Source organism: Nostoc sp. ATCC 53789 (genome assembly GCF_009873495.1).
Lineage (GTDB): Bacteria > Cyanobacteriota > Cyanobacteriia > Cyanobacteriales > Nostocaceae > Nostoc > Nostoc muscorum_A.
In genome coordinates, this window is record NZ_CP046703.1 from 7050214 (window position 1) to 7062979 (window position 12766).

Here is a 12766-nt window from a genome sequence, read left to right on the forward strand (position 1 = left end):
AAATATATATTTGGTTATTATCTTAAACTATTCCAGCGTGAAATAGAAAATAGAGCCAACACCTACGGTAGATTCAACCCAAATTTGGCCGTTATGAAGCTCAACAATCTTTTTAACAATAGCTAATCCTGCACCTGCTCCTCCACCGTACTTTTCCTGAGAGTGCAGCCGCTTGAATAATCTAAAGATAGTTTCTAAGTGATGCTGTGGGATGCCAATACCGTTATCTCGGATATAAAAGATTGGGCATGGGGCATGGGGTATGGGCAAGAGGACTTGGGGACAAGGAGAATTGGGGACAAGGGGAAAGATTTGTTTCAAGTTCTCACCTCTTGTCCCCTTGTCCCCTTGTCCCTTTGTCTCCCCTGCTCCCCCTGCCTCTTCTTGAGAAAGGTAGCCAATCTCAACCCATTGCTCTGCTTTATCGTTGTATTTGAAGGCATTACCAAGCAGGTTACTGAAGACTTCATTAACGAGAACTCGATCGCACTGAATTGTTGGTAAAGGCCGAGGAATGCGAATATCCACAAGCCCACAGCCTTGGCGACTAGCATGAAAGACATTAATTACTTGGTTGAGCAATTCGTTGAGATCGGTTGCTTGCTCTCGGAGATGTGCTTGTCCTAACTGCGATAGTCGCAGCAAAGCATTAATCAGAGTTTCCATGCGTACAGATAAGGACACTACTGTTTGCAAGCACTCAATGCCGTCATCATCTAATACTTGGGCATAGTCTTCTAGCAGCACCGTCGAGAAGTTATAAATGCCCCGCAAAGGTTCTTTGAGATCGTGAGAAGCAGCGTAGGCAAAGGATGCTAGTTCTTGGTTACTGCGTTCTAACTCCAGGTTGATTTTCGCTAATTCATCCGCTTTCGAGAGGACAATACCAACGATCGCATTACTCAGAGCGATCGCACTTTCAAGTTCACACCCTTTCCAAGGTAAAGAAGTTAATCTAACCGTTTCTTGCCATTGTTCAAAAGATTTTCGGGGAGACAGGGTATAGCTACCATCTGTTTGAGCTTGAATGGATTCTTGTGGATTTCCTGCCCAGTGTACTGTTTGGATAACTTCAGGGCGGAACCAAAGAATATAATAACGCCGGACTTTAGAAATTCGCAGCAGCAACAAACCACTGGCAGTATCTTTAAATATGAGTGCTTCTGGATAAAGCTTCGGCAGAGAATCTGTAGAAAACAGGTTGTCACTAACTTGAGTATCTGCCCATTCAATTAACGCTCGCACCTGATCAATATTTGGTGTGGTTCCCACAAGGTTAATTTCATTATCCAGACAAACAGCCGCTCCAGAGGCACTGACAAAATCTAGCAAGCGGATTTCCGGTTTGATTAAGGCATCGATAAAGTTGTCTGCTTGGGAAATGGACTCAAGGAACTCAGACTGTAGCGATTTGAGTTTTACCTTATAGTCCCATTCCGAAGAACTAATTTTGTGCGCTAACTCTGAAGATACGATTTGTCCCAAAAATTCGCACATCTTGCGTACTTCGTAGGAAATATACTTTGGTGTTTGATGATGGCAAGATATTAATCCCCAAAGTTTCTGCTCTTGAATAAGTGAAATCACCAAAAGAGCCTTCACTCCCATATTTTGATGATATTCAGCACAACACCAATCAAAACTCCGTAGCACAGAGTAGCTTAAATCAAGATGCTGATGTGTTGTCGGATTTTGCGTTGGAACTAGCTGGACAGATTCGGCCGTCAAATCGGGAAGAAATCGCAGAAAGCATCGTGTGTATAACTCCCTAGCCTGCGCTGGAATATCCGTAGCGGGATAATGAAGTCCTAAATAAGGTGATAAATCTTCCCGTTTTACTTCTGCAACAACAGAACCCGCTTCCGACTCATCAAATTGATAGACCATTACCCGATCAAAACCGATGATTTTTTGGACTTCTTCAGCCACTAAGTGCAAAAATTCTATCAGGTTTGATGTGCTTTGCATTTTTGCGATCGCTTCACCTGCCAAAGCATGAAAGCCTAGAAAACTCACCTCAGATTTTGAGTCAGTCGGTTCTAACTCCAGAATCACACCCTCTTCTGTACGATGAGCGATCGCATCAAAATCTCGTACCCCATCCGAAGTATTTATTGATACTTTAAAAGTATTGGGACTGCCAATTTTTTTTACCAAGCACTGCTTTACAGCTTCTACTTGTTGAGCTTTTAATAAATAGCTCAATGGTTTACCAAGCAAATCTTTTGGCTCTTTACCTACATAAGCTTGGGTATTGTTGCTAACTTGCAGTATCTCTAACTGAGTACTGAGTGCTAGTAGTACACCATGAGGTTGAATAGAGCCAGGTATATGAATAGGTTTGCGATCGTGGTTAGTCAGAGCAGTCGCTTGGGTAGTAGTATTTTTAGGCTGGCTCATAAATCAACTTATGTAAAGCTGAATTTTACAATAGCGCAATTAATTGTCACATTTCTTTAAAGTATATGCCGATAAGGATGAATGCGATCGCATATCATTTGTGCTTGTTATGGTTTTTTGAGGTAAGTAGGTAAGGGCAAATAATTAAAAGATCGGGTAGAGTATATTACCGCTTCCATAACGGACTGAAAATACAGATTATGGTATATTCAAAGTAGATACGCATAAGAGTCTAAAGTAGATGTGTCAAGCTCCGAAAGTTTTACGTTTGGGCGTGTAATTCTCTAAGAAAGTATTTAAAGGTAGCTATGACCACAGTTGTTGCTAAGTGGGGAAACAGTCTAGCTATTAGACTTCCGAAAGCTTTAGCTGAACAAGTTAATGTAAAAGAGGGAACAGACATAACTTTCAGCGTTTCAGGTAATAGTATTGTCATCACGCCGCAGCAGCGAAAAAAATATACGCTTGATGAATTATTGGAAGGTATGACTCCAGATAATTTCCATTCTGAAATAGATACCGGATCTGCTATGGGGAATGAAGTTTGGTAATTAAACCATACGTTCCAGATAGAGGTGATATTGTCAAGTTAGACTGTGGAACTACAACGCAAATTACGGCTGATTCTATCCGAAGTGTATTAGCATTAAGAACATCAGGAATGTCATTTGAAGATATTGCTAAAACACTTAGTGCAGAACTAAAACCTCAAGGGCGTGAGCAGATGGGCTATCGTCCTTTTTTAGTTATGTCGCCATTAAAATACAATCAAATGGCTTCCATAGTTCTAATTTGTCCAATTACTAATCAAAAAAAAGGTCTTAACTTTGAAGTTCCGCTTCCTGATGGAATGATAACCAGTGGCGTAGTGTTAGCCGATCAGATCAAATCACTAGACTGGAAAGTTAGAAAGGTTTTGTTTGTAGAGAGAGTTCAAGAGGATCTAATTGAAGAAGTGCAAGCAAGAATTGAACCTCTGATTTTATAAAGGTGCAAATAAACTCTACAGACGTAATAAATTACGTCTGTATAAATCAAACAAAAATCATTACATGCAGCAATGCAACACCAATATCCAACATCCAAAATCCGAAGCTGACTATGGTGTTGGGAACTTTTTTTTTACGGTTTTGGCTCCTTGCATATCCAGCAATTGAGCTAATTCGGTTGTATTCAATGACTTGACAAGACTTAAACCAAGAGACTTACTAGAAATGCTTTGAGTGTAGGCGGCGTTCAGGTAAGGGGTGTATTGTGGTTTTCCTGCAATGTATGTTTGGAAGAAAGGTAAACTTAAAACATTCATGTAACGACGCGCTTGCGAAGCATCGCCAATCATATCAGTAGGTAATGCTACTTGTTGATTTGCAGGATTGCCATTACCAATGGTGGAAAAGTGAGTACCACCTACAAGCATGACGAGATACTTTTGGGAATTCGCAAACCAGGAGAAAGGTAAAATTTGCTCAGATAAAGCTGGTGCAACTGTATCATCACTACTGCTGACAATCATCACTGGAGTTTTGATTTGACTTAAGCCAGCTTTGCCGAAAATAGAACTAGTAATGGGATTAACTGCGATCGCAGCTTTTACTCTCTCATCCCGCAGGTTATAATCCTTGCCAGACTTGCTGATGCTCAATTCTAAAGCGCGACACTGGAGCAGTAAAGACATATTCCAGGTTTTTTGCAGTGCTGCTGGTTGACAGTCTTGTTTTAGCTGCTCAAAGTTGATTTTTGCGCCTGCCAGGGCTAAGGCTGTGTAGCCTCCCAAAGATTGACCAAATACTCCGACTTGTTGCAGATTTAAGCGACCTTTAAACCTTGAATCAGATTGATTACCTTTTTCCAATTGATTCAATATATATGTGACATCCAAAGGTCGGTCTTGAAATTCACCTGGTTCTGCTACTTCAACGGCGTGTCCCTTTAGCAGAGAACGTAATTGTTTAGCATCGCTACCAGGATGATTAGGAACGACAACGGCAAATCCATAAGAAGATAGGTGCGTAGCTAAATATTGAAAGTTGCTGCTATCTAAACCCAAGCCGTGAGAAATTACAATTACGGGTGCAGTCTTTTGAACATTGGGAATGTAAACATCAGTTAATAAAAGCCGGTTGCGCTTTGAGTCAAAAAACTTTAGGGTGTATTTTTGCGACTTAAACTTGCCAGGAACCTTTAAATCAGGCAATTGCGAGAGATTTGGTTGTGGAGTGGTAGCAGCTTCTATTTTAGACTCTTGAGAAACTGCTGCGATCGCACTATGGGTTTGGTTAACAAGTTTCTCTAATTCCGTAGCTATTTCTAAAGTCTCTGCAACATCAAGACGAATGCTGCTGCTGGGGTATTTACGCAACACATTCAAAAGTGTCAAGCCTCCCGATTCAGCAGAGGCTGAAATTAGCGCCGAACGCAAATTACCAAATCCTGGTTGACTGGTTTTAATGACTTGCGCCAACCGATGCAGCAAAAATTCTCCTTGCGGTGTGTAGAGAAGTTGCGAAAGTACTACCGGACTAACTTTCACACGATTAAGTAAAATCCGTCGCAATTCTGGAAGCTGTTGTAGAGGAAGATATTGCTGATACGCTGCCAAATCTTCGTTAATTACACCTGTTTTGGCATAGTTTTCTAAAGTGTTGACTGAAATGGAAAGCTCTAAGGCTGAATAAGATGCATAAATCCGCTCTGCTGCCAAGACAGAATTGCTAATTCCAAACGTTGGCAGCAGTGTTGAGAGAACCAGCAATAGGGAATTTTTTCTGAGGCTGCTGGCCCAATTACCAAACAAACTATTCATCGCTCAACTGTTTCGGTGGTCTGGTTTTATCAGGTGTTGGCTTTGGTAGTTATTCGGACACCCTGCTTGGTTTACTTTAAGTTTTTAGCCTCAATTTTATCAAAACAGAATTTAGGAGTCAGCCGTTATAATTCAGTATGAATTTTGTATGACTTGCGAATGTAGAAAGCTTTATCTGACTCCTGAATTCTGATTTATGAATTCTTCTTCAAGAATTTTTCTCTGGGCTAGAAAGTCAAAAATCAGATCCTACAGTGTCACACAGATGGGTAAAGTATCCATCTTATAATGAGTGACTCCCGTAGTTCGCCTTCACTATCAAATCATAACAAATAAAAAATACTGTGCCTCAGTATTTATGTTGTAGCTTTGAATATTGCACGGATTCTATAGATAAAAAAACAGTAAAAATCCTGAAAATCCTTACTACTAATCAGCTTTTCCTAATGCGATGGCTACTGAACCTGTAACTACTAAACCTGCTCCCAATATTGCTACGAAACTGAAGTGTTCTGATGGTATCCAATTAGGTGCAATAACTGATACAACTGCAACTGCTATTAATGTCACAACGGGAGCTAAAGCTATTACGGCACTTACTCGTGATGCTTCCCAATGTTCTAATGATTCGGAAAAAGCACCGTAAGCGATTAAAGTATTAAAAGCACAAAAAAGCAACATTCCTAAATGGAAAGGATTGAGTATCAAAAGTGATTTTACTTTGGCTAGAGGAGTGAATAATAAAGCACATCCACCATAAATAATCAGCATGATGCTGGCGGAAGATAAAGATTGTAATAACTGCTTTTGTGCTAAAGCATAAATCGCCCATGACATTGAGCCTAGCGCTATGAAAACACTACCTAGTAGATATGTGCCATGCGCTGTAATTAGATTCGTTAGTTGTTCACGAAAAAATAAAACATAACCACAAATCATTACACTGACACCAATCCATTGATACAGCCGATAACGTTCTTTAAAAATTACTAACCCTCCAAAACCTAATAAAAGGGTAGATAATTGAATCAGAACTTCAGCGTTAGCAGGTGATGTTAGTGATAAACCTTGGGTAAAAAAGAAGTAATTAATCCCTAAGAATAGTGTAGCGATCGCTAATAATTTCCAAGAAGCAGAACGTAGTTGTTCTAACTTTGGTAACTTGCCACGTATTCCTAAATACACAGCTAGTAGTAAAAATGATACCGAAAATCGAAACCAAACGACGGTATAGACATCAAGTACTTGCAGAATTACTGCCAGAGCAATAGGTAAAATTCCCCACAATAAAACCGTTAATAGCGATAATACTAGCCCTAAGCGCCAGCGACCAGAACTTTGATGTAGTGACATTCAAGTATCCTACTCAAAGTAGGGCTGATGAGAAGTTAAAACATATCTAATTTGCATATCTAAATTTTACAATTTTTTATTGATAATCTATCTTAATAGCTTAGTGAAAAAATTAAATGTAGAACGGCTTATCGACCCTACTCAATTTATTTTTAGTGCTAAATCGTGGCGTTTCTTGTTTATAGAAAATTTGTAAATAGCGTAATTACTTTACATGAATATTAAAATTCAGGGTTACACGTAAACGTATAATTTGTTTCAGTTTTAATTTAGTACAAAGCATTATGGGGTTTATACTCATCTTAAGCTTAGTAATTTCTATTACAAGCTTATCCATTTACTGACTACTGACCTCAAAAAGTCGATTTTTACTCAAATCTATGGTGACAAAAATAAAGCGCCAAGAGTGGAGATTTAAATATGGCAAGCTTAACTACCTGAGATCAAAATTTTTAAAGACTATAACAATTGCTGTCATTATTATGGCAGCAATACTAGCTGGAAATACTGTCTCAGCCCAGGTTACGCCATCGCCTCTACCTTCGCTCAAAAGCATATCGGTTCCACAGCCGGACAATCTTGGAGACTTCGTAAAAGACAAAGTAGCCGCCGTAAAGTTAGGAAAAACTCTTTTTTGGGATATGCAGGTTGGGAGCGACGGCGTAACTGCCTGTGCTAGTTGTCACTTCCATGCTGGGGCCGACAATAGATCCAAAAATCAGATTGCTCCTGGACTTTTACGGATTAACCCTGATGGTACGGAGAATCCAGATGCAGTTTTTAATGTTGGTGGACTACCAAACTACCAACTCAAACCAGGAGATTTTCCTTTCCACAGTAACGATGTCAGTTCTTCTCAGGGGATCTTCAATAGTAAGTTTGTTGATGTCACACCTGGTAATGCAGAAGACAAAGTAACAAACGAGCCAGATCCAGTGTTTAACGTGGGAGGCGTTAATGTGCGCCGCGTCGAGCCGCGTAACACTCCAACCGTGATTAATTCAGCATTCAACTTCCGCAACTTCTGGGACGGAAGGGCACAAAATATCTTTAATGGGGTGAATCCTTTCGGTTTAAGAGATCCTAATGCTGCGATCGCTAAAGCAGCAAACCCAAATAAACTAGAATTTGTCAAAGTCAGTCTGAAGAATTCATCTTTGGCATCCCAAGCGGTTGGCCCGCCACTAAGTTCCTTTGAGTCGTCTGCTGATGGTCGAACTTTTCAAGAAATTGGTGATAAGTTCGGGCGAATTGACAGAAGATCCCTCAGCGCTGGTAAAGGTAAAAAGCTTCCCCGAAAACTTGCGAAAAAGTTATTACCTCTCAGACCGCTAGGTAAGCAGGTAGTGCATCCACAAGACAGCGTTTTAGGTGCAGATAGTAGATCGCCCAAACCCGGACTCAAAGATAAAACTTATGGGCAGCTAATTCAAGATGCTTTCAAGCCGGAGTGGTGGAAGTCTAATCAACTCATCCAAGTTGATGCTGAAGGTAGAAGGACTTTTGTCAAAAAGCCCGATCGCTCCTTGGAGACTAATGAGTACACATTAATGGAGTACAACTTCTCGCTATTCTTTGGGCTGGCAGTTCAGTTGTACGAGTCTACACTCATTTCCAATGATACGCCCTTCGATCGCTTCTTAGAAGGAAGCACTAATGCCCTAACTTCTGAGCAGCAACAAGGGAAACAACTGTTTGAGGGCAAAGCTTTCTGTATTGCTTGTCACGTTGGATCGGAATTGACAGCTGCTTCAACAAGCAATGTGACTAAAGAAGGACGAATCAAACGTGCGCCCTTCCCGCCAAACTCCCCTGAAGACACTGGCTTCTTCAATATTGGTGTCACACCTGTTACAGAAGACCCTAGTTTAGGTAGTAATGACGCTTTCGGTAATCCGCTTTCAGAAGCACGATTGGCTCAGTTAGGGAAATTCCAGCTTCTTCTTGGCGAAAACCCTCCCATCCTGAATCCACCGTTGAATTCTAGTGAAGCTGTGTTTGCAGCCGGAGGTTTCAAAGCACCTGGACTTCGCAATGTGGAACTTACTGCTCCCTACTTCCACAATGGAGGTCACGCAACCTTAGAGCAAGTGATTGATTTTTACAATCGGGGTGGTGACTTAGGGCTTCTTCCCCCACTGCGTCTTTCACCGGAAGAAAAACAGCAATTGGTCGCCTTTTTAAAAGGTCTGACTGATGAGCGAGTTCGGTATGATAAAGCGCCTTTTGACCATCCGCAACTGTTCGTCCCCAATGGACATCCATCAGGTAGCTCTACAGCCGTTATCAATGACGGTACTGGCAAAGCTACGGATAGTCTATTAGAAATTCCTGCTGTTGGTAAGAATGGTGGTAGTGGTACTCCAAATTTCTTGAGCTAACTAGCCATTTTCTATTACCTTAATCAAAGAAAAATCATAAACCTTTATTTTTAATAGGTTTTGATCAATCTAAGTGTAGGTTGGATTAAGGAACGAAACTCAACACCAAAAACTACTTTTAACAAGGGGTTTAAGACAAGGAGCTTAAGCCCCTTGTCTGTTTAAGTAAGTCAGGTGAGGGAGTGAGTGAGGGAGATGAGGAAGATGAGGAAGATGAGGGAGATGAGGAGATGAATTAATAACCAATGCCCCATGCCCAATGCCCAATTCTTTAAAAGAAATCAGCCATCCAAGGCGAAGCACCTGCAAATATTTGCGTAGCTGCTAAAATAGCCGTTTCTGTACCATTCAGTTTTCCTGCTATTTGCAAATCGTAGGGGGTAAACAAGCTTGTATATAATGGCGCTAATTCCCGGATATCTAGCTGCAATTCACCTTTTCCACCTTTTGTGACTTCACCACGTCCGTTGGCGACGGAAAGAATAAATTTACCATTATTTTCAGTTAGCAAATTATCTTCAATTTCTAAGTGCAATTCGGCTTGGATTCCCGGTGGATAACCACGCAATTCCAGCGCCTTGACTGCATCTATTATCCGCAGCAACCAACGACTTGTAGTCTTAATCTTGGCAGTTTGCTCTGGTAGCAGCAATGTCAGGGAATCAATTGCAGAACTCTTCCATCGCACCTGTTGAATTTGAGAGCGATGACTTGCTAGAAAAGACCAAAAACTTTGTGCAGCATCAACTGTACTCAGTACCCAATCTTTTACGAAGAGGATTTCACCATTATTTGTTCGCTCTTGAGTAAAGATGATATAGCCTTGGGGTTGGTCTTTAGTACCAATCAAATAGGTATAGACTATTTCCTTATCATTTGGTTGAATTATTCGTTCCCAAATTGCTGGATGTCGGTCTAAATATCCATGCGTTTGTCTCGCCTGCTGCTGATATAGCTCATGAAAGACTTCATGATTGATGCTTGCTACTAATTCTAAAGGTAGGGGTTGCTCCCGTACTTGGATATTCTGGGTAGCAATCTCCCAAATACACCAGCTACCCCCCTGCTCATAACCTACTTTTCGATACAAGCTTTGAACAGCTGGATAAAGGGCGGAAATTGCTATACCTCTATCGTAAAGTTCTTTGAGAGTATGCTGCATAAGAGCGATCGCAGCCCCCGAACCCCGATATTCTGGAGCAATGCCCACTACAGCAATTCCTGTCATTGGTACACGTTGACCACCCCACCACTGACCCATGTCGAGAGTTGCTAATCCACCAGCTACTTGCTCTAATCTCCGAATAATACGGAAATTTTCTACGCCAATCATCTTGATGTAAGCTTCCTCACCACCAAGGGCGCTGATGAAACACTGTTCAAGGATATGTTCCAACTGTTGGATATCCTGTGGATAGGCGAGAGTGCTGTATTCAAATTGAGCCATCATCTCTGATACCACTAGTATTACAAAACCATCCGCCAGTTATACAGAATTCATTCTGGATTCTGACTCCTGACTCCTGAATTCTGTTTGATAAATATACTATGCGATCGCGCGGATTAGACAAGATAGAAATACCATATTGAAATTTAATTTGTATAGCTGGGCACTCTAGATTAAAGAAACATACTGGAGACTTATTCTTATGTCCACGACCTCAATTAGTGCAACACTGGCACAAACACAGAGAGATGCTGTGTTCCAAGCGATCGCTACGATTAAAGAAAACTTACCATTTTTAGTTGATTTGAGTGCAGATGACCGAAAAGCTTTACCCAAGATGGGAGATAAAAGTCGGGCGTTTGTAAGCAAAGCATTAGAAGTAGCGACGCAAAATCCAGAGTTCTTACCGCGATCGTTTGACATAGATGAGATGCGGAAAGATGTCCAGTTGTTTGAAGCGTTGTATCCACTATTGCTCTCGTTGACACAATTGCAAGATTTGGTAGATGATACATCCTTGGCAGTAGGCAGCGAAGCTTATGCAGCCGCCTTGCAAGTATATAACTATGCTAAAGTCAGTGGTCAGGGGACAGGTTTAGATACGATGGTTGAAGAAATGGGGCAACGATTTTCTCGTAAAAATCGGAAAGTCAAATCTCAACAGGTAGCACCGTAGGAAATAACTCATCAATTGCACTGTTGAAGTGCAAGTTTAAAGCTCAAAGCTTGAACGTTCGAGCAAAAAGGTCGGAGTTTCGAGTTCAAAGGCTCAACGTTCGAGCAAAAAGGTCGAAGTTCCGAGTAAAAAGGCTCAACGTTCGAGCAAAAAGGTCGGAGTTTCGAGTAAAAAGGCTCAACGTTCGAGCAAAAAGGTCGGAGTTCCGAGTTCAAAGGCTCAACGTTTGAGCAAAAAGGTCGAAGTTCCAAGTTCAGAGGCTCAACGTTGAGATTTTGAGAGCGATCGCAAAAGCATTTAAAATACAGTTCGGTTAAGATCCCTGATGGATCTGGTTTTTCAAATCATCTATACTTGGTTTTTACTGTCAATGTAGAAGTTCCATAGCAATCCTAAATGATCTCCAGATCCCTGATTTCTTGAAGAAGTCGGGGATATAATTTTAATTTTTAACGAATGATTTAGAATTTCTATAACTTAATCAAATACTCATGAATGTTGTAATAAATTTATTGCTTTTTTTGCTGCCAATTCTGAGTAGCTTTTGGATTGCCCAAACTTTCAACCCTTTATCTTCTTACCAGGCTCTCCATGCTATAGACGGAGCGGCTTTATATAAAAAAGAATTACCCAATGGGAATGAAGCCTATTTACAAGTTATCAATCTCCGCAAAATACACATAGACCAAATTATCGGAGAAGTAGATAATATGGGTATAAATGAGGGTAAATATTATCAGGGAGAAAGTAAATATTACAGTCCTTTTTTCAAAAGACATTTGTTTTCTGAAGTTGCAGAAGAATATAAGAAATTTTACTCAAATAACGTTTTTTCAATAATTAATTGTTCTTTTTTTGAGCAATACGAGTCTAGTACTCAATTATCTTTTCCAATTAAATTAAATGGTGTAGTCATCAGTGGTGGTAATAGCCCTTATGGGCCAATCAAACAACCAAAAGATAAATACTACAGTAATATTCGTCTCAAAGCTCTAGTCTGGGATAATAAGCAGGCATACATTACCGATTACAACCAGGTTAGCGGCGCACCTCTCAACCAAAATAGAGTCAAAAATGCGATCGTCACTTACCGATACAGCGATCATCCAGCAAAAGTCTTAGCTCAAAACCAAGCAAATAAGTATCAAGTCATCGGTACTCTAGACAAAGATGGTGTTAAAGGTGACGAGTTATTGTTGGTTATGACGGTGAACAAAGCAACTCTGGATGAGGCAGCCGATTTATTACGTAAATTAGGAGTTAAAGGCGACATCATTACTGTTGACGGCGGTAGATCAACTTATTTGTTCAATTCCCAGAACGGAAATATTATTGTTCCCCAACTGTCTAATCCGCAAGAAAATCCTGCCTTCCGAAACCTTCCTCATTATTTGGGATTCCGTAAGACAACTAAAAATCAGGTTCCACCAAAAATACTGATTGGTCAGCTAACTGCTAAAGTACTTCCCAAGAAGGATCAGCCCTATTTAATCTTGTGGCAGGATAATTTTGATAGCGATGTCTCGATTAAGCTGTACGATGGAGACAAACTTATCCAAAATATTTCTTCCCGTACCGCTAGCGATGGTGTTTATGAGTGGATACCACGTATTTCTGTAAAAGAAGGCTATTTTATTCGTATTTCTAGCTGGAAAGACCGAAATATCTTCGGGGACTTGCAATTTTAATCAAGATAAACGCTGTTT

General features: G+C 40.6%; 9 protein-coding genes. 5 read left to right on the forward strand and 4 right to left on the reverse strand.

Features of this window, described 5'->3' with window-relative positions; all coding sequences use genetic code 11:
- Positions 1 to 27 precede the first annotated feature (27 nt).
- Positions 28 to 2400: an ATP-binding protein gene (locus tag GJB62_RS29155; protein WP_181852877.1), complete on the reverse strand. Its 2373-nt coding sequence runs from the start codon at positions 2398 to 2400 to the stop codon at positions 28 to 30.
- Positions 2401 to 2708: 308 nt separating this feature from the next.
- Between GJB62_RS29155 and GJB62_RS29160 the strand changes: the two genes are divergently transcribed.
- Together GJB62_RS29160 and GJB62_RS29165 are read left to right on the forward strand one after the other, a co-directional pair.
- Positions 2709 to 2951, forward strand: a complete 243-nt coding sequence (locus GJB62_RS29160; RefSeq protein ID WP_114083185.1) for an AbrB/MazE/SpoVT family DNA-binding domain-containing protein — start codon at positions 2709 to 2711, stop codon at positions 2949 to 2951.
- Positions 2945 to 3388, forward strand: a complete 444-nt coding sequence (locus GJB62_RS29165) for a type II toxin-antitoxin system PemK/MazF family toxin (protein ID WP_114083186.1) — start codon at positions 2945 to 2947, stop codon at positions 3386 to 3388. Before GJB62_RS29160 ends, GJB62_RS29165 begins: the two co-directional genes overlap by 7 nt.
- Positions 3389 to 3499: 111 nt before the next feature.
- Here GJB62_RS29165 and GJB62_RS29170 read toward each other — a convergent pair whose 3' ends face one another.
- Positions 3500 to 5203: an alpha/beta hydrolase gene (locus GJB62_RS29170; RefSeq protein ID WP_114083187.1), complete on the reverse strand. Its 1704-nt coding sequence runs from the start codon at positions 5201 to 5203 to the stop codon at positions 3500 to 3502.
- A 429-nt stretch (positions 5204 to 5632) separates the two neighbouring features.
- Positions 5633 to 6556 (reverse strand): DMT family transporter, encoded by a 924-nt coding sequence (locus GJB62_RS29175; protein ID WP_114083188.1) that lies wholly within the window; start codon positions 6554 to 6556, stop codon positions 5633 to 5635.
- Positions 6557 to 7038: 482 nt separating this feature from the next.
- On the opposite strand from GJB62_RS29175, the gene GJB62_RS29180 reads away from it, so the two are divergent.
- Complete coding sequence (locus GJB62_RS29180; protein WP_245246043.1) at positions 7039 to 8937, forward strand: cytochrome c peroxidase; 1899 nt, start codon at positions 7039 to 7041, stop codon at positions 8935 to 8937.
- Positions 8938 to 9208: 271 nt separating this feature from the next.
- On the opposite strand, the gene GJB62_RS29185 is transcribed toward GJB62_RS29180, so the two are convergent.
- The gene (locus GJB62_RS29185) at positions 9209 to 10387 is read right to left on the reverse strand and encodes a GNAT family N-acetyltransferase (protein WP_114083190.1); all 1179 of its coding nucleotides are present in this window, start codon (positions 10385 to 10387) and stop codon (positions 9209 to 9211) included.
- A 199-nt stretch (positions 10388 to 10586) separates the two neighbouring features.
- Here GJB62_RS29185 and GJB62_RS29190 point away from each other — a divergent pair, with 199 nt between their 5' ends.
- Together GJB62_RS29190 and GJB62_RS29195 are read left to right on the forward strand one after the other, a co-directional pair.
- On the forward strand, positions 10587 to 11060 hold the full coding sequence (locus tag GJB62_RS29190; protein WP_114083191.1) for a hypothetical protein: 474 nt from the start codon (positions 10587 to 10589) through the stop codon (positions 11058 to 11060).
- A 491-nt stretch (positions 11061 to 11551) separates the two neighbouring features.
- On the forward strand, positions 11552 to 12748 hold the full coding sequence (locus tag GJB62_RS29195; protein WP_114083192.1) for a phosphodiester glycosidase family protein: 1197 nt from the start codon (positions 11552 to 11554) through the stop codon (positions 12746 to 12748).
- Positions 12749 to 12766: the final 18 nt, after the last annotated feature.

Bases quoted from the DNA above. Each gene is read 5' to 3' on its own strand.
- GJB62_RS29155 (WP_181852877.1), bottom strand. From the start codon at position 2,400: ATGAGCCAGCCTAAAAATACTACTACCCAAGCGACTGCTCTGACTAAC.
- GJB62_RS29185 (WP_114083190.1), bottom strand. From the start codon at position 10,387: ATGATGGCTCAATTTGAATACAGCACTCTCGCCTATCCACAGGATATC.
- GJB62_RS29195 (WP_114083192.1), top strand. From the start codon at position 11,552: ATGAATGTTGTAATAAATTTATTGCTTTTTTTGCTGCCAATTCTGAGT.
- GJB62_RS29175 (WP_114083188.1), bottom strand. From the start codon at position 6,556: ATGTCACTACATCAAAGTTCTGGTCGCTGGCGCTTAGGGCTAGTATTA.
- GJB62_RS29180 (WP_245246043.1), top strand. From the start codon at position 7,039: ATGGCAGCAATACTAGCTGGAAATACTGTCTCAGCCCAGGTTACGCCA.
- GJB62_RS29160 (WP_114083185.1), top strand. From the start codon at position 2,709: ATGACCACAGTTGTTGCTAAGTGGGGAAACAGTCTAGCTATTAGACTT.
- GJB62_RS29190 (WP_114083191.1), top strand. From the start codon at position 10,587: ATGTCCACGACCTCAATTAGTGCAACACTGGCACAAACACAGAGAGAT.
- GJB62_RS29170 (WP_114083187.1), bottom strand. From the start codon at position 5,203: ATGAATAGTTTGTTTGGTAATTGGGCCAGCAGCCTCAGAAAAAATTCC.